Origin of the sequence: Rhodococcus sp. T9N (genome assembly GCF_024436645.1) — a bacterium.
In the GTDB taxonomy this organism is placed as follows: Bacteria; Actinomycetota; Actinomycetes; order Mycobacteriales; family Mycobacteriaceae; genus Rhodococcus_F; species Rhodococcus_F qingshengii.
In genome coordinates this window covers 28292-44876 of the sequence record NZ_JAMSKS010000003.1, presented here as the reverse complement: position 1 = coordinate 44876, position 16585 = coordinate 28292, and the positions used below count along the sequence as shown (strand labels likewise).

Here is a 16585-nt window from a genome sequence, read left to right as displayed (position 1 = left end):
TGTTCAAAAACTACGGCGTTTCCACGATGACCGTGGTGGCCTTCACGATTGCGACTCCGATACTCCCGACCTCGAGTCCGAGCTCCCGAACCGCGTCGGTACTCATCAACGAGACGACAGTGAAGGGCCCACACTGCATTTCGACCTGAGCCATCACCTTGTCGGTGACGACCTTGGTGACGAGGCCGGCGAACCGGTTGCGGGCCGAACTCGCACCCGTGAGCGGATCGGCCGGTGCGGGTCCGGCGTTGGACCGGGCGAAGCCCGCCAACTCGGCACCGTCGATGACCTTGCGGCCGGAGTCGTCCGTCGTCGCGGTGAGAAGCCCACCGTCGACCCACCGCCGGACGGTGTCGTCACTGACACCGAGCAGGCCGGCAGCTTCGCGGATTCGAATGTTGGGCACCAGGTGATCGTAGGTCGCAAGTGCGGACCTAACAAGCCGGAATGCTCCGCAGATGCGTGAACTAGTCAATCATGATCACGTATCTGCGGAGCATTGTCGATAGTTGCCGTAGACGAATCAGCGCATCATTCTTCTGCCCAGGGCACACGGCAGGAGTCGGTGCTGAACCCCTGCTCGGTAATCCCCAACGCCGAATACATCCGGGCGCGCATGTTTTCGAGCCCGATCTGATAGGTCAGTTCCACGACGCCCGCTCGCCCGAACCTGCGCTCGAGATCCGCGACCTGTTCGTCCGTCACCCCGTTCTCCCCATGGGGGTCACCGGTCATGGCGTCGGCGTAGGCGATCGCGGCCCGCTCGTCTTCGCTGTACTTCGATGAATCCCGGTAGTTCGCGATCTCTTTCAACTTGTCGATGTCCAAACCGTCCAAGCGCGAGAGCATCGTCCCGAAGTCGACACACCACGAGCAGCCGACAGTCCAGGCGACGCGATAGACGGCCAGTTCACGAATGTTCGACGGCAGCACCTTCGACGCCTTCTGCACAGCCATTTCGTGGCGGGCAGCCGCTACGAACAATTTCCGATGGTTGGCCAGGACGGCAAAGGGCTCGGGGACTTCGTCGTACTGCCTGGCGGCGAATTTGTATGCCACTTTGATCAACGGACTGGCTTCTGACGGTGTCACTGCGGGAATGCGAGTCATGGCAAGCCTCCGTATGTTCTGGGGCACCGGATTCGATGCTCTCTACAGAGTTGGACGATGGCGGCGATTCAAACGTGACAAGCACCGCGTCCGAGCGGATGTGAGGATGCGGTGTCAGCCGACTAAGCTGCAAAGATGCCTTCGACGCCCCGCAACCGCACCGTCTCGCGTCTGCAGCCGTTCGCATCCACGATCTTCGCCGAGATGACAGCGTTGGCCACACTTCACGACGCGGTCAACCTCGGTCAGGGCTTTCCGGATACCGACGGTCCTGCGGCCATGCTCGAGGTAGCGCGCCGAGCCATCGCCGAGGGCGTCAATCAATACCCGCCCGGTCCGGGCATGCCCGTCTTGCGTCAGGCCATCGCGGAGGATCGGCGCATCCGCTCCGGACTCGACAGTGATCCCGACTCCGAAGTTCTGGTCACCGTCGGCGCCACCGAGGCGATCAGTGCTGCGATTCTCGGACTGGTCGAACCCGGCGAAGAAGTAGTGCTGATCGAGCCGTACTACGACTCCTACGCTGCATCCGTCGCGTTGGCAGGCGCTGTACGTCGCACAGTTCCGTTGGTAACCGCGGGAGACGGATTTGCGGTCGATCTCGATGCATTGCGCGGCGCGATCACCGCCAAGACGAAGATGCTGATCGTCAACAGTCCTCACAACCCCACCGGCACCGTATTCACCGATCACGAACTTCGAGCGATCGCCGAACTCGCGTGCGAACGCGACCTGATCGTGTTGAGCGACGAGGTCTACGAGCACTTGGTCTTCGACGGCCTCACCCACACACCGATGGCGTCGCTCCCGGGCATGCGTGAGCGCACCGTCACGGTGTCCAGTGCCGCAAAGACTTTCAATGTCACCGGCTGGAAAACCGGCTGGGCGATCGGCCCGCGCGAACTCATCGACGGAGTCCGTGCCGCCAAGCAGTTCATGTCATTTGTTGCCGGTGCACCGTTCCAACCGGCCGTTGCCTACGCGCTCACCAACGAACAGCCGTGGGTCGTCGAACTTCGACAGAGCTTGCAAGGCAAACGCGACGTGCTCGGTAAAGCTCTGACCGAGGCCGGTTTCACGGTGCATTCCGGTGGCGGCACGTACTTCCTCCTTGCCGACATCAGACCGTTGGGCGAAACCGATGCGGGAGATTTCTGCCGCGCACTGCCCGAGCGGATCGGCGTCGCGGCCGTTCCGGTCGACGTGTTCGCGGACAACCGCGACGATTGGAAGCACCTGGTGCGCTTCGCCTTCTGCAAGCAGGACCACATTCTGTCCGAAGCTGCACGCCGTCTCCACCTGCTCCAAGGAGCAGCGCACCCATGACAGCGCGGACCATCCCGACCGCATTCGTCCACCGCTATCTCGCGTTCTCGCCGGACAACGACGTCGATTTGTCGGGTGCACTGCGCGCTGCCGGGATCGACCTCGAGACACTGTCCGACCCGCGCGCCCGGCTGACCCCGACTCAGGTCACCACGTTCATCCAATCCACGTGGCAGATCACCGACGACGAATTGTTCGGCCTCGGATCCGCCCCGGTCCCCCGTGGCACTTTCCGATTGATCTGCCTGACGTTGATCCATTGCCCTGATCTCGGATCGGCCTTCGCTCGAATGTCCGACGTGATCCGTGCGCTACCGGCTCTGGCCCCACTGTCGATCGAGAAGGGCGAGGAAAGCACTCGGGTGAGTTTCGCTGTCCGAGCTCGCGAAGGCGTCGCCGAACCTGATGTCGCAGAACGTGTCACAACCGATTTCGTCCTGATCTTGCTGCACCGATTTTCCGCATGGTTGATCGGAAAGCGCGTCCGACTTCGGGCGGTCGAATTTCCGTACTCGGCACCGGATGCACGGTTGGCGCAGGACTACGACTACATCTTCGGAGCGCCGGTCACCTTCGGCGCGAAGCGCGCGGCACTGGAATTCGACAACTCGGCCATGCGTGCACCGATCATCCAAACCGAGGAGACGTTGGAGGAGTACCTCCGAGAATCTCCGATTCAGCTCATGTCCGAACGCGATTACGACAGCACTGCGTCGGCGCAGGTGCGACGGGTCCTGGAACTCGGGGTGAAGGGGCGAACCTCCACGGCCGAGGAGATCGCCGAGATGCTTTCGATCAGCGTTCCCCATCTGCGTCGACTGCTGCGGCGTGACGGAACATCACTGAATCAACTGCGAGAGGAAGTGCTCCGCGACGTAGCCATCGCTGGTTTGCGGCGCGGAGAATCCGTCGAAGTACTCTCGGCGCGATTGGGGTTCTCCGAGCCCAGCGCCTTCCGTCGGGCCTTCAAACGATGGACCGGCGACACTCCGAGTTCGTACCGCTAGCTGACGCAGAACTCGTTTCCTTCGGGATCGGTCATCGTGATCCACACGCTCGGCCCCTGCGCTCCTCGGTGCAGGATCGTCGCCCCCACCGTCTCGAGGTGCGCTGCGACATCCTCGCGCTTGTCGCCCACTCGTATGTCGAAATGGAGCCGGTTCTTCACCGTCTTCGATTCCGGAACCAGTTGGAACAGAACGCGGGGACGTTCGGGATGCTCCGGATCGCTGATGGCCGCACCTTCGCGCCAGACGAGGACTCCCTCGAATGTCGTGGTGTCGGATTCCTTGGCGTGACCAGCGGCGACGAGGCCCCTGATGAAGTCTTCGTCGCTGGGCTCCGCTGCCCACCCGAGTGCTGCGGCCCACCACTTCGCCTGTTCGTGCGGATGTGCCGAATCTACTGTGACTTGAAATTCGTATCCCATGTTCCGACGTTAACGCCGACCACCGACACCTAGTGAAGGTTCAGCCGAGCCCGGGAGTCAGTCGACGCTCTTGATGGTCTTCATGGTGATCAACGATGTCACCCGCGAGACAGCCGGAAGCCCGCTGAGCTTGGTGACCATGAAGTTCTCATACGTCGCGAGATCTTTCACCGCGACCCGAATGAAGTAGTCGGGAATTCCGAACAACCGCCGACATTCGATCACTTCGTCGAAGGCGGCGACCTGGGATTCGAAGTCCTCGATGGTGGCCTGGTCGTTGACTCCGATCTCGGCGGTGACGATCACCTGAAATCCTCGGCCAAGCGCTTCCTGACTGACGATCGCGCGGTACCCGGTGATGATTCCGTCGGCTTCGAGCTTTTTCACGCGGCGCAGGCAAGGGGACGGTGTCAGACCCACCAGATCCGCCAACTCGGTATTGGTCAAACTCGAGTCCTGGCGTAGGTGAAACAAAATTGCGTCATCCATGGCATCCATCGCACTATTATTGCGCACTGTTCAATATGTGGGCATTCTGAGCAATCGATCACCTCGATCTTTGTTATAGATTTGCGTCGTGATCGAACCAGCATCGTCGACGGCCGCACCGGCCGTCGAACTCCCACCGCGAACCCCGGCGTGGCGGCACGCCTTCCAGCTGTCGCTACCGGTTGGATTCGGCCTGCTCCCACTTGGGATCGCACTTGGCGTTCTTGTGGTCCAACAAGGGCTCAGCCCTTGGTGGGCAGTCGCTTTCACCTCGCTGATCTACGCAGGATCGCTGGAGTTTCTCGCGGTCGGAATGGTCGCGGCCATGACACCGCTGCCGTACGTCGCTCTGACCGCACTGCTGGTCAACTTTCGACATGTGTTCTACGCCTTGAGTTTTCCGCTGGAAAAGATTCGCAACCCCTTCGCCCGCTTCTACAGCATGTTCGCGCTGACCGACGAGGCCTATGCGATGTCGGTAACTGCCGATCCCAAGGCACTCACCGGACGCGTCATCGTCTACTCCCAGCTGTACCTGCACGGCTACTGGATCGGTGGCGCGATTCTGGGCGCGACAGCAGGACAGTGGATTCCGGACTCGATCGTCGGCCTCGACTTCGCCCTGACGGCGTTGTTCGTCGTCCTCTCGATCGAAGCGATTCGCGCACAAAACGGATTCGCGGTGCCGGTCGCCGCGGTCACCTGCGCTCTGGTCGCCCGGCTCGCAGCGCCGGACCACATGCTGCCAATTGCAATGGGCGCCTTCGTGCTCTTCCTGATCGGGCGCTTTGTCTACGACTCACGAAAGGCGAAGATCGATGCCTGACACCTCGTACATCTTTGCGGCGGTCGCAGTCATGGCCGTGGTCACCTTCGCGCTGCGCGCAATCCCCTTCGCCGCGCTCATGCCGCTGCGCTCCTCCGCCCTGGTCGGCTACCTCGGCATCTACATGCCGGCAGGCGTCATGTTGATCCTCGTGATGTATTCACTCAAAGGGGTGTCGATCACCGCCCCTTCTCACGGCCTACCCGAACTGATTGCAGTGTGCGCCACGATCGCCGCGCACCTCTGGCGAAAGAATGCCGTCCTGAGCATCGTCGTCGGAACGACGATCTACGTCGCGCTGGTCAATACCGTGTTCGCCTGAGCATTTCCCATCCGGGAGCAAAGCAGTTTTACCCCCGGATGGGTGATTTGTAACCTCCAGGCGCTTATCTGAACAGTTGAACACTTATACGATTTCAGTAGCGTGGCCGCCGGCCGCGACTGAAGGATCGGTGAGGTTCGATGTCCACGACAATGACCACGACGGGCACTCGAATCGCCGGTGCTTGGCACAGTCTGGATCGAGGCCAGCGTCGAAGCATCATCGGGATGACTGTCACCGTCGTAGCGCTCAACGTCGTCGGGTGGGCAGTTCTTCTCGGCCTGGTTGTCCCCGGCCACTACACGATCGAAGGCAGCGTCTTCGGCGTCGGACTCGGCGTAACGGCGTACACGCTCGGCATGCGCCATGCTTTCGACGCCGATCACATCGCCGCTATCGACAACACCACTCGGAAGTTGGTGGCGGACGGCAAGAAACCGATGTCCGTCGGGTTCTGGTTTTCGCTCGGACACTCGACCATCGTCTTCGTACTCGTCGCCCTCTTGGCTTTGGGTGTGCGGCAACTGGCCACCAGCCTTTCCGACGACAACTCCGATCTGGAGAAGTGGACCGGCTTGTTCGGCACCACCATTTCCGGCACGTTCCTGATTTTGATCGGAATCTTGAACCTTGTCTCTCTCATCGGGATTCATCGGGTGTACACGAAGTACAAGGCCGGAACCTTCGACGAGGAACAACTCGAGAAGGAACTCGACAGCCGCGGCGCCCTGAACAAGATTCTGGGCCCGGTGATGAAGATGGTTCGCAAGCCCTGGCACATGTACCCGGTCGGTCTGCTGTTCGGATTGGGATTCGACACCGTCACCGAAGTCGGGCTGTTGGTGATCGCCGGCGGCGTGGCGGCGACAGGGCTCCCGTGGTATTCGATCCTCGTTCTGCCGATCCTCTTCTGCGCCGGGATGTCGCTTTTCGACTCGATCGACGGATCGTTCATGAACTTCGCCTACGGTTGGGCATTTGCTCAGCCGGTCCGAAAGATCTACTACAACATGGTGATCACCGGACTCTCGGTGGCAGTCGCCCTGCTGATCGGGTCCCAGGAAATCATCTCGATTTTCACCGACAAACTCGACATTCACGACGGGTTTCTCGGCGCCATCGGGAACTTGGATCTCGGCGCGATGGGCTTCATCATCGTCGGACTCTTTGTCGCCACCTGGCTGATTGCTCTACTCGTGTGGCGGTACGGCCGCATCGAAGAACGGTGGCAGGCTCAGTCCGGTGCAGCAGTAGCACGACGAGCGACAGCAGACGAAGCGATGTGAGTTCGACTCGGTCTACGCAGAATCATGGGCCACCCGAAAGCGAATAGCTGATGTACGTCTCGCCCCATTTCAGGTACGCGCTCGACGTCGCCTGGCCGCGGATCTGGTCGTTCTGCCACTGGTAGACAGCGCGCCACGGAAATACGGAACTCACTTGTTCCAAGGTGTACTGCTCACGATGGCCCTGCGCGAATCGCTGTTCGAGATCTTCACGAGTGCGCGGCGGGAAATTGCTGATCAGGTAGGTCCGGCCGAGAGACTCGATGCGCCCTGGCGGCGCAAAGACATCAGCGCTGCGATAAGTGAAGGCCAGATACAGGTAGGCCGCCACCACAATCGTTGCCAGCGCTACCGCGCCGATCTTGAATGCACGTCGAAGCAGGGTCGGCATGGCTCACAGTACATCGACTGCGTCCCGATCTGATGCGGGTCGGCGGCAGCCGCACCTCCCGATTTCCTCGAGCCCAGACCACCTTCCGACTAGTACGGTGAGATCACCGGCAACCGATCTACGGCAACGATGGCGGACTCGCTCGACAACCCAGCGCCCTCTGCCACAGGTGAGGGCACATCGCGGCCAATCATTGCGGGCACCACGCACCAGTGCGGTCCATACGAGGGTCCCCCATGGGAAATGAGTTTCCGTCGCACAGCCTCCACGACCGAAGCCTTCCGCCCCTGCGTCTGGTCGCTATGGGCCAACCCGCTGCGAAAGCTCGACGAGCCGGTTCGAGAATCCCCACTCGTTGTCGTACCAGGCGAAAACCTTCACTTGTTCGCCGACGACCTGTGTGAGGGGCGCATCGAAGATTGCCGAGTGGGGATTGCCGACTATGTCGGCAGAGACAAGTGGCGCCTCCGAATAGGCAAGGTAAGACGAGAGTTCGGGAGTCTGCGATGCGACGCGAAACGCTTCGTTGATCTCCACGACAGTTGCCGGTCGTGAGAGATGGGCAGTGAGGTCGGTGATCGAACCGACTGGCACGGGGACGCGCAGCGAGAGTCCGGTCAATTTTCCGTCCAGCTCTGGGATGATCCGCCCGATGGTGGCGGCGGCGCCGGAGGAAGTCGGGATCGTAGACAATGCCGCGGCGCGAGCGCGCCGGAGATCGCTGTGAGGAGCATCGTGGAGGCGCTGGTCGCTGGTGTAGGCGTGGATCGTCGTCATCAGTCCGGACTCGATGCCGAACGCCTCGTGCAGCACCTTAACCATCAGTGCGAGGCAGTTGGTCGTGCAGGATCCGTTCGAGAATACGTCCTCCGACATGTCGAGGACGTCGTCGTTTACTCCGAGTACAACTGCAGGGACATCACTGTCGGCGGGAGCCGAAATGATCACCTTTCGCGCTCCCGCTGTCAGGTGTTGGCGAGCGTTGACCGAGTCCGTGAATCTGCCGGTCGACTCTATGACGACATCGACGCGTTCGGCTCTCCAGGGGATGAGGGACGGCTCGCGCTCAGAGGTGACGCGAATGCGCTTTCCTGCAACGAGAATCGCGTCCCCGTCGACCTCGACGCCGTCCAGATGACCAGACACCGAGTCCCACTCCAGGAGCGAAGCGAGGGTTGCGGCGTCGGCGATGTCGTTGATCGCGACGATCTCGACATCTGCATCGCTGCTCAGCGCAGCCCGCAGGTAGCTGCGACCGATACGGCCGAAGCCGTTGATTCCGATACGAACGGACATTGATTTCTCTTTCTCGAGTTGGTCAGTGATCGGTGCAGAGAGCGGACTGGGCGGCGTCGAGCAGGGAAATGGCTCCACGAACCGCCGCGTCCATCGGGCCCTGTTCACCCTGCGCGCGGGCAAGTACATAGCCGCCCTGCAGGACGGCTGCCAGCGTTCGCGCGAGATCCGCCGGGACGATGCTCGTCGGAAGTTCTCCTGCAGCAATCGCGGCAGTGATCGCCCGCTCCCAATGGTTCAGCATGGTGTCGAAGGCATTCGCAACAACTGCGATCAGTTCTGCATCCGTGACCACTTCCGGGTCCTGGGTCATCCGACCCACCCGGCACCCCCGAGTACCCGGCCGCGGCAATGAGAGGTAGCGCTTCATCTGTTCGAGGGGCGAGCCTTCTCCACCCAACGGAGATGACTCGCCCGTCATTTCTCGGGTAACTGCAGACAGCGCCTCTACCGCGAGTTCGTGCTTTCCACTGAAATGGTGATACATGCTGCCCTGGCCAACCCCGGCACGTGTCATCACGTCGCGTGGGCTCGTCGCTGCATAGCCGCGCTCCCACAACAGCTCTGCCATCGCACCCGTCAGCTGGTCCTTAGAGTTCACCAATCGACTGTAACAACTAGTATGTACAACCTCAACGTAGGTTCGACCAACAGGCCGGCCGGGCGATTGTGCGGTGATCGACCAGAGCATCGTTGCCGTTCTGGACGTGGCATCTGCAAGACTCCTGAAATGAAGCACGTCGGGCGCGAGGCAGCGGCACTGCTCAACGGGGCCGGGATCGAACTCAGCGAGGGTCTGACCGACGCAGAGTTCGATTCCGTCCACGAACGCTTTGGATTTCACTTCAACCCAGACCACCGCAGCCTTCTTGCCACTGCGTTACCACTTGGCGACCGTTGGCCGAACTGGCGTAGCGCCGACGACCTCGAGTTGGGTACTTGGCTAGATAAAGTCACCGAAGGTTTCATTTGGGATGCACTGCATCAACAACCACCGTTCTGGCCGGCATCGTGGGGCAGAATGCCCGCCTCACCCGAGGACGTCACCACAATCGTGCGTCAACAGATCGGAGCGTGGCCGCGCCTTGTCCCGATCTTCGCTCACCGCTTCACGCCCGCCGCACCCTCCCCCTCGGGATCGCCGGTGATCTCCGTGTGGCAGACCGGCATCGTCTACTACGGGGCAAACCTCCTCGAATATCTCGCCAATGAGTTCCCCCTCGGACAGGGCCGAAAGACACTCTCTCCCATTAGCGTCCGCGTACCGTTCTGGTCCCGATTCATCGAGGCGGCCAACCGCGCGGAATCGATCTGACCGGCCAAAGGTCCTGTTCTGCCTGCCAAGAGTTTCGCAGACGAATTTCGCGGGTATTGATCACTTGCGGCGGCGATTTCCAGAGCGAGGGGTCAGCCGCGCAAGGTCTGCCCCCGGCTGTCACTCGCCGGGCGGCGGGCCGCCAAAACCAGCGGGCCGCCGAAAACAATCTGTGCCAGGCGATGATTTCGATGCAAACGACACGACTCGACACCCTCCTGATTCTGATCGTCGGGACGGCAATCGGACTGAGCGTCTGGCTGGCCACGCAGGAACCATTCGCGTCGATCGGACTCGTAACGGTAGTGATCTGCTGGATCTCTTGCTCGATGATCCACGGCTTCCCACACCGATCGACGAAGGACATGCGTCCGCGCGAGAACCAGGATCGCGAGTCACCGAAACGGCGCTGACGCCGCGTAGGGATGAGGCCAACCGTGGAGGCCCGGACACAGCGAAGTGAGTGGTTCACCTACCGCAGGTGAACCACTCACTTCGGTCAGAGGATCACACCTCGTCAGGTCGCCAGGTCGCGACGGCCCAGATCACAGCGACGTCGAGGGCGATGATCACGATCGACCACAGCGGGTAGTACGGCATCCACAGGAAATTCGCCACGATCGAGAGCGCCGCGATCACGAAGGCCATGCCGCGGGCCCACGTCATGCCGACGAACAATCCCAGCGACACCGCGATGCCGATGATTCCGAGAACGATGTGGATCCAACCCCATGTCGTGACATCGAATTCGAAGGTGTAGTTGACTCCGACGATCAGCAGGTCGTTGTCTGCGAGAGCCGCGATGCCCTGCAGCAACGCGACGATTCCCGCGACGAAGAGCAGGCAGGCTGCCGCCACCGTGGTCCCGATGGCAAAGCCCTGTCGGACAGGATGGTTCGCATGAGATTGGTGCGGAGCAGTCATGACGTCCCCTTCTTCGGCGAAATAGCGTGAGAACAGTATTCAAAGGTTCACGCCGACGGACATCACCCAGCAAGGATGAACAGCCGTCCAGCACTGCAATCAAAATTCATGGGAACATATGTTCGATTTCGGTGTACGGTGGAGCCTATGCCCGCCACGATGCAACCGTCTCTGTTCGACAACGGTGACCTCGGCGTTTCTTTGGCCGATCTCGACGGCACGGTGCAGCGACGTATTCTCACCGCCGGCGCATGGGTCGACCATCGCCCGGCCTGGCTGACCGGATCGGAGGCCGTGTTCGACAATCTGGAAGCTACGGTGCCGTGGCGTTCCGAACGGCGTCAGATGTACGACCGCGTTGTCGACGTCCCTCGTCTGGTGTGTTTCTACGCAGAGAATCAACCACTGCCGGACGCACTTCTCACCGAAGCCAAAGACGCGCTGAGCAGTCACTACTTCGACGAACTCGGTGAACCATTCGCCACGTCGGGTCTCTGTTTCTATCGCGACGGTTCCGACAGCGTTGCCTGGCACGGGGACGATACGGGACGAAGTCGCACCGAGGACACGATGGTGGCCATCCTGTCTCTCGGTGCGGCTCGCCCGCTCCTATTGCGCCCTCGTGGGGGCGGCGAATCCATCCGCTTCAATCTCGGACACGGAGATCTACTCGTCATGGGCGGATCCTGCCAACGCACGTGGGAACACTGTGTCCCGAAGAGTGCGCGGGCCCTCGGGCCGAGAATCAGCGTTCAATTCCGCACTCGCGGAGTTAGATAGCGTCGCGGAGTTCGTCTCGCAGCGCCTTCCGATTGAGCTTGCCGACGGCCGTCTTCGGTATGGATTCTGCAAAAACAACCCGACGCGGCTTCTTGTACGACGCCAGTCGCTCGCCGACGTGCGCGACCAATGATGCTTGCAGTACGTCGTTTTCGACGGTCCCGTCCTCGAGTACCACCACAGCCGTGACCGCCTCCACCCACTTGGCGTCGGCGGTACCCACCACGGCGACCTCACGGACAGACGGATGCGTCAGGAGTGCATCCTCGACTTCACGGGGGTAGACGTTGTATCCGCCGCTGATGATCATGTCCGAAGCTCGGTCCTTCAAGAACAAGAATCCTTCGGCGTCGAACTGACCGATGTCACGGGTGTGAACCCAGCCGTCTTCGGTGAAGGTGTCCGCATTCAGTTCCGGTGCATTGAAGTATCCGGCGATCGCCGATGGCGAGCGGATCACGATTTCACCCGGTTCTCCCTGGGGCACTTCGTTTCCCTCGCCGTCGAGCAGCCTGATCTCGACGTCGATGGACGGCTGACCACAGGACAGCAGGCGATCTTCCGTGTGATCTTCGGGCCGTAAGACTGCAATACACAGCGGTGCCTCGGTCTGCCCGTAGTACTGGAGAAAACGGTGTTGCCCCCACGCCTGCATTGCACGTTCGATGGTGGCCAGCGGCATCGGCGACGCACCGTAGATCACGGATTTCAGACTCGAGATGTCTGCGCTCGCAAAATCAGGGCGTTCGAGGAGCATCTGAATCATCGTCGGCACCAGATTGATTGCCGTAGCCCGATGCTCGGTTATCGAGTCCAAGAAGGTCGACGGGTCGAATCCGGGGAGGATGACGGTCTTGCCGCCACGGAGCCAGAATGGAAGCACGAAGACACCGCTGGCGTGAATCAGTGATGCCGCGTGCAGCATCGTGTCTTCCTGAGTCGCCGGAAGCAGATTGAGCAGAACATTGCGGCAGATGCCGGCGTAGCTGCGCTGAGTGTGCTGCGCGGCCTTCAGCGTTCCCGTGGTCCCGGAGGTGAACAGCGTCAGGATCACGTCGTCGGGATCTACCTCGACGTCCGGAGTGGCCGAAGACATGCCCTGTGCTCGATCCAACAGCGAAAGCTGCCCCTCCGCACCTGTTTCCAGCCCGACGAACGTCCGATCCGGGAACCTGGCGGACAGTTCAGCAGCTCGGCCGGCAAGGTCAGTACCGAAAACGACGTGCGAGGTGTCGGTGTCCTCGAGCATTCGTGCGTGCTCGTCGAGCGAGAGTCGCGAGTTGAGCGGAACCCTGTTGATGCCGGCTTTGACACACGCAAAATCGACAGGCACGCTGGCAAGAGAGTTGTTGACCAGCAACGCAACCCGTGCACCACGCCCGATACCGAGCGCGATGAATGTATGCGCCAATCGGCTGCTGAGTTCGTCCACTTCCGTGAACGTCATCGATCGATCGCCGAAGACGACGGCTGTTCGCGGTCCGTGCTGTCGCGCACCACGGGCGATCAGATCTCGGGTTACGGGCATCATGGTTCAGTTTCCTCGTTCGAATTCGGGTTGTTCTCGAATCGGCCGTGCCGGCCGGCGCCCGCGGCGAACGCAGCAGCGCCGCGCACACCTTCGGCGATGACAATGGGATTTCCTGCGACACCCTCGGCGCGCAGTGCTTCGGCAAGTGGTAGATCAAAAGATCGGTAGGCCGATGCGCGATCCGCGAGCATGCAGAGTTGTGGGAAAGCGGACAACTGGTGCGCAAGCTCCTTGGCTACCTGGAGTGACTGCCCCACTGGAACAACACGATTGGCCAGTCCGAAGGCCAACGCCTCCGAAGCGTCGACCGGGCGACCGGTCAAGATCATGTCGAGCGCTCGCCCCTGCCCGACGATTCGCGGCAGTCGCACGGTCCCGCCGTCGATGAGAGGAACTCCCCAGCGCCGGCAGAAGACTCCGAACACGGAATCCTCCTCGCAGATCCTCAGGTCCGCGAGCAATGAAAGCTCGAGCCCTCCGGCCACTGCGTATCCACTGACGGCGGCGATCAACGGTTTGGACAACACCAACCGACTCGGCCCCATCGGGCCGGTGCCGCCGCCTTCCGGATGCAACTCGTGCACGCGCGCGGGGTCGGAGACTGCGGTCAAATCCGCACCGGCACAAAATGTGCCGCCCGCACCCCACAGAATTGCCACCTTCTGACTCTCGTCCGACTCGAATTCCAGGAAGGCATCACGCAACTGCGCCGCCATCGGCCCGTCCACCGCATTCTTGCGATCAGGGCGATTCATCACGATGACAGTGACGCCACCGTCACGCTCCACATAGACATCGCCACCTGGTCGATCGGAGTCGGTCACGATATTTCCTCACTGCTCGCGGATAAGGTTTCCCGGTACCCACCATGCCACTTGTAACAGAATTTGTCAGGAGTTGTTCAAAAGTTGTTACAAACTGATCGAGGAATGTCCGCAACCCGAGTTGTGCTGGACCTCGCAACAGCGAGCCCGGACACCGAGTTCAGCACCGCTGTGCTGACCCGGGCCGGCGAGATCGTCGGCGTCAGCGCATCGAGCATTCGCGTGGCAACGGGCCGCCTGTGCCGAGAGAACAAACTGCGTCGTACCGCTCGTGGAACGTACGTCCTCAACCCGGACGGCATCCCCACCTACAGCGAGGTCGAGGGGTGGCGAACTCGTACCGATCGCATACGCCCCTGGGACGGCACCTGGATCGCCGTCGAGCACTCGGGGCTCAAACGAAGCGACCGCACTGCCGCCCGCCGGCACGATCAAGCGCTGCGACTGGCGGGTTACGAGGAGTGGAAGCCCACACTCGCAGTCCGTCCGAACAATCTCCTCGGCGGCACGGACAGCGCCCGCCGCACTCTCCGCCGACTCGGCGCCGCCCCCGAATCGGCCGTCATGGAAATCGCTCACCTTGCCCCCGAGGATGATTCGACAATCCGCACACTCTGGAACTCGGAAGCACTGTTGGCCGACATCGCCGAGGCCCGTGAAGCACTCACACAGGCGCAAACACGCCTGGCGACAATCAGTCGCGAGGAGGCGGCCCGCGAATCACTTGCTCTGGGCAGCGCGGTGATCGCGGTCATCGTGCGCAATCCGCTCCTTCCGGAAGAACTCGAACCGACACAGCCACTGCGCGAACTGATCTCGCACATGCTCGAGTACCAGGACGCATCTCGCGAACTGTGGCAGTCACTGCTCCGGTTCTGATCGATTTCTCCCAGAAGGTAATTCAGTATGTTGCACGGCCGCCGCTGGCGTCGTACACGGCGCCGGTCGAGTAACTTACCGCCGACGACGACAGCCAGGAGATCAGTTCGGCAATCTCGTCGGCCCTCCCCATTCGCGCCATCGGCGTCAAAGACTGCGAACGGGCGAGGATGGCCGGATCGGTGCCGGCATTCATAGGACTTTCCACCGCCGCCGGAGCTATCGCGTTGACCAGCACACCGGTGGTGGCGACCTCTCTGCCGAGCGATTTCGTCAGCGCGACGACTGCCGCTTTGGATGCGGAATATGCACTCTGATTCGGGTTTCCGTCCTTGGCCGCAATACTCGCGAGATTGACGACCCGTCCCCACCCCGACGCAACCATTCCCGGCACGAACGCCCGGCACATCAGGAAGGTCCCTTCGACGTTGATCCGGAACGTACGCTGCCAAGCCACAAGATCTACGTCGACGAGTGGCGCTGATGGTCCTACGATTCCCGCACTGTTGATCAAGATGTCGACTCTGCCGAGCCTGGTTCGAAGCGCATCGACTGCTGTCGGATCACTCACGTCGAGTTGTTCGTCCGCGCCTTCGGCAAGATCTGCCGTTACCACCCGAACTCCCCTCTCCGTCAACAGCTTTGCACTTGCGGCGCCGATTCCGCTCGCACCGCCGGTAACGAGCGCTGTGACACCCTCTGGGTAACCCTGCATCGCATTCACTCCTGAGTTTCTGTGCGCTTCGCACTCAATTTATGTTGCAAACGGGCATAATTGCCGTCACACTGTGTAGAAATTCTGAATATATGGCGTTTGTTGTCAACGTCAAATACCTGGAGGCCTTGCCGATGGAAACCCGCTGGTTGCACGCGTTTGTCGCGGTTGCGGAAGAACTTCACTTCGGGCGGGCCGCATCACGGCTCCAGATGGCCCAGTCGCCTCTCAGCCAGATGATCCGAAAGCTCGAAAAGGACATCGGCGTCAAGTTGTTCGAACGAAGCACTCGCAGCGTCGCACTCACATCCGGCGGACATGCCTTTCTCCCCCACGCCTATCGCGTCATCGAGAACATGGAGACGGCACGACACGCTACGCGCGCGTCGTCGGGAGGCGTCTACGGACGAGTCACGATCGGGTTCACCGGAGTGCTCAACTATCAAGCACTTCCGCCACTGACACGCGCGTTGCGTCAGCGTTATCCGGAAGTCGAACTGACACTCCTCGGCCGGATCATGACGCGCGACGCGGTCATCCAACTCGAGAGCGGCGCCCTCGATCTCGCCTTCGTCGGACTACCCGTGGAATCCGCATCACTGTCTACCCGACTCATCCGACGGGAGGCATTCGGCGCTGTGCTTCCGATCGACCATCCCCTCGCAGAGAGAGACGCGATCGACCTCCGCGAATTGGCCGACGACGGATTCGTGACCACCCCGCTCTCGGCCGGCTCGGCCCTCCAGGAAACCGCGATGCGCGCCTGCATGAACGCAGACTTCAGGCCTCGCGTCGTCCAGGAGATCACCGATCCGTACATGATCCTGATGCTCGTTGCCGCCGGCGTTGGTGTAGCGCTGATGACGTCCGGCATGGCTGCTATCACCCCACCTGGCAGTGTGTTCGTCCCACTCACCGGCGAGCCGACGTTCATGAATCACGGAATTGCCTGGTCACCGCGGCACATGTCCGATGCGCTCGCCGTCGCATTGGAGACATCCGAGGAAATTCTGCCGACGCCGGAGATTGAGACCAAAAACGTCATTATCTGAGACTCATTTAGTGTTGGACGCGCCATAGTCCTTCGTGGCACTGTCGTCTCAGCCGCCGAAAGGTGAGGGACGTCACCGATGCGTGGTGCA

21 protein-coding genes are annotated in these 16585 nt (G+C 61.2%); 10 read left to right on the top strand and 11 right to left on the bottom strand.

The annotated features are described in order from the left end of the window. Window positions 1-10: 10 nt before the first annotated feature. Entirely contained in the window at window positions 11-406 is a 396-nt protein-coding gene (locus tag M1L53_RS06610; RefSeq protein WP_003940157.1) for a molybdopterin-binding protein, read from the bottom strand. A gap of 125 nt (window positions 407-531) precedes the next feature. After that, window positions 532-1110 carry a carboxymuconolactone decarboxylase family protein gene (locus M1L53_RS06605; RefSeq protein ID WP_007733549.1) on the bottom strand — a complete coding sequence of 193 codons (579 nt, stop codon included), beginning with the start codon at window positions 1108-1110 and terminating at the stop codon, window positions 532-534. 135 nt (window positions 1111-1245) lie between these two features. Here M1L53_RS06605 and M1L53_RS06600 point away from each other — a divergent pair, with 135 nt between their 5' ends. After that, complete coding sequence (locus M1L53_RS06600; RefSeq protein WP_054188884.1) at window positions 1246-2436, top strand: pyridoxal phosphate-dependent aminotransferase; 1191 nt, start codon at window positions 1246-1248, stop codon at window positions 2434-2436. Then, complete coding sequence (locus M1L53_RS06595) at window positions 2433-3443, top strand: AraC family transcriptional regulator (RefSeq protein WP_003940556.1); 1011 nt, start codon at window positions 2433-2435, stop codon at window positions 3441-3443. Before M1L53_RS06600 ends, M1L53_RS06595 begins: the two co-directional genes overlap by 4 nt. Here M1L53_RS06595 and M1L53_RS06590 read toward each other — a convergent pair. After that, on the bottom strand, window positions 3440-3865 hold the full coding sequence (locus M1L53_RS06590) for a VOC family protein (RefSeq protein ID WP_003940409.1): 426 nt from the start codon (window positions 3863-3865) through the stop codon (window positions 3440-3442). The genes M1L53_RS06595 and M1L53_RS06590 overlap by 4 nt on opposite strands. A 57-nt stretch (window positions 3866-3922) precedes the next feature. Further along, window positions 3923-4363 (bottom strand): Lrp/AsnC family transcriptional regulator, encoded by a 441-nt coding sequence (locus M1L53_RS06585; RefSeq protein ID WP_020970517.1) that lies wholly within the window; start codon window positions 4361-4363, stop codon window positions 3923-3925. Window positions 4364-4442: 79 nt separating this feature from the next. Between M1L53_RS06585 and M1L53_RS06580 the strand changes: the two genes are divergently transcribed. The 3 genes from M1L53_RS06580 to M1L53_RS06570 all read left to right on the top strand — a co-directional run bounded on the left by M1L53_RS06580 (window position 4443) and on the right by M1L53_RS06570 (window position 6788). Next, window positions 4443-5180, top strand: a complete 738-nt coding sequence (locus M1L53_RS06580) for an AzlC family ABC transporter permease (RefSeq protein WP_003940360.1) — start codon at window positions 4443-4445, stop codon at window positions 5178-5180. Beyond that, window positions 5173-5502, top strand: coding sequence for a branched-chain amino acid transporter permease (locus M1L53_RS06575; protein ID WP_003940007.1), 330 nt, complete (start codon window positions 5173-5175; stop codon window positions 5500-5502). The genes M1L53_RS06580 and M1L53_RS06575 overlap by 8 nt, the downstream gene beginning before the upstream one ends. 140 nt (window positions 5503-5642) lie before the next feature. Further along, window positions 5643-6788, top strand: a complete 1146-nt coding sequence (locus M1L53_RS06570; protein ID WP_083471257.1) for a HoxN/HupN/NixA family nickel/cobalt transporter — start codon at window positions 5643-5645, stop codon at window positions 6786-6788. 22 nt (window positions 6789-6810) lie between these two features. Here the strand turns inward: M1L53_RS06570 and M1L53_RS06565 are convergent, their stop codons facing one another. From M1L53_RS06565 to M1L53_RS06555, 3 genes are all read right to left on the bottom strand, one after another. After that, window positions 6811-7179 carry a hypothetical protein gene (locus M1L53_RS06565; protein ID WP_030535333.1) on the bottom strand — a complete coding sequence of 123 codons (369 nt, stop codon included), beginning with the start codon at window positions 7177-7179 and terminating at the stop codon, window positions 6811-6813. A gap of 300 nt (window positions 7180-7479) precedes the next feature. Continuing rightward, complete coding sequence (gap, locus tag M1L53_RS06560) at window positions 7480-8475, bottom strand: type I glyceraldehyde-3-phosphate dehydrogenase (RefSeq protein ID WP_054188885.1); 996 nt, start codon at window positions 8473-8475, stop codon at window positions 7480-7482. A gap of 22 nt (window positions 8476-8497) precedes the next feature. Continuing rightward, entirely contained in the window at window positions 8498-9076 is a 579-nt protein-coding gene (locus M1L53_RS06555; protein WP_054188886.1) for a TetR/AcrR family transcriptional regulator, read from the bottom strand. Window positions 9077-9205: 129 nt separating this feature from the next. On the opposite strand from M1L53_RS06555, the gene M1L53_RS06550 reads away from it, so the two are divergent. Then, window positions 9206-9790: a hypothetical protein gene (locus M1L53_RS06550; protein ID WP_054188961.1), complete on the top strand. Its 585-nt coding sequence runs from the start codon at window positions 9206-9208 to the stop codon at window positions 9788-9790. Between the two features lie 191 nt (window positions 9791-9981). Continuing rightward, window positions 9982-10203, top strand: a complete 222-nt coding sequence (locus M1L53_RS06545; RefSeq protein ID WP_232319121.1) for a hypothetical protein — start codon at window positions 9982-9984, stop codon at window positions 10201-10203. Between the two features lie 94 nt (window positions 10204-10297). Here the strand turns inward: M1L53_RS06545 and M1L53_RS06540 are convergent, their stop codons facing one another. Continuing rightward, complete coding sequence (locus M1L53_RS06540) at window positions 10298-10714, bottom strand: hypothetical protein (protein ID WP_003940106.1); 417 nt, start codon at window positions 10712-10714, stop codon at window positions 10298-10300. A 147-nt stretch (window positions 10715-10861) separates the two neighbouring features. Here M1L53_RS06540 and M1L53_RS06535 point away from each other — a divergent pair, with 147 nt between their 5' ends. Beyond that, window positions 10862-11494 carry an alpha-ketoglutarate-dependent dioxygenase AlkB gene (locus tag M1L53_RS06535; protein ID WP_054188888.1) on the top strand — a complete coding sequence of 211 codons (633 nt, stop codon included), beginning with the start codon at window positions 10862-10864 and terminating at the stop codon, window positions 11492-11494. On the opposite strand, the gene M1L53_RS06530 is transcribed toward M1L53_RS06535, so the two are convergent. Together M1L53_RS06530 and M1L53_RS06525 are read right to left on the bottom strand one after the other, a co-directional pair. Continuing rightward, window positions 11487-13025, bottom strand: coding sequence for an AMP-binding protein (locus tag M1L53_RS06530; RefSeq protein WP_054188889.1), 1539 nt, complete (start codon window positions 13023-13025; stop codon window positions 11487-11489). The two genes, M1L53_RS06535 and M1L53_RS06530, sit on opposite strands and share 8 nt — an antisense overlap. Further along, a complete protein-coding gene (locus tag M1L53_RS06525; RefSeq protein ID WP_003939849.1) occupies window positions 13022-13849 on the bottom strand; it encodes a crotonase/enoyl-CoA hydratase family protein in 828 nt (275 codons plus the stop codon). Before M1L53_RS06525 ends, M1L53_RS06530 begins: the two co-directional genes overlap by 4 nt. A gap of 105 nt (window positions 13850-13954) precedes the next feature. Between M1L53_RS06525 and M1L53_RS06520 the strand changes: the two genes are divergently transcribed. Beyond that, on the top strand, window positions 13955-14728 hold the full coding sequence (locus M1L53_RS06520; protein ID WP_054188890.1) for a hypothetical protein: 774 nt from the start codon (window positions 13955-13957) through the stop codon (window positions 14726-14728). Between the two features lie 22 nt (window positions 14729-14750). Here the strand turns inward: M1L53_RS06520 and M1L53_RS06515 are convergent, their stop codons facing one another. Next, the gene (locus M1L53_RS06515; protein ID WP_054188891.1) at window positions 14751-15443 is read right to left on the bottom strand and encodes an SDR family NAD(P)-dependent oxidoreductase; all 693 of its coding nucleotides are present in this window, start codon (window positions 15441-15443) and stop codon (window positions 14751-14753) included. Between the two features lie 134 nt (window positions 15444-15577). Between M1L53_RS06515 and M1L53_RS06510 the strand changes: the two genes are divergently transcribed. Further along, window positions 15578-16495 (top strand): LysR family transcriptional regulator, encoded by a 918-nt coding sequence (locus M1L53_RS06510; protein ID WP_050654836.1) that lies wholly within the window; start codon window positions 15578-15580, stop codon window positions 16493-16495. The last annotated feature ends 90 nt before the right edge of the window (window positions 16496-16585 follow it).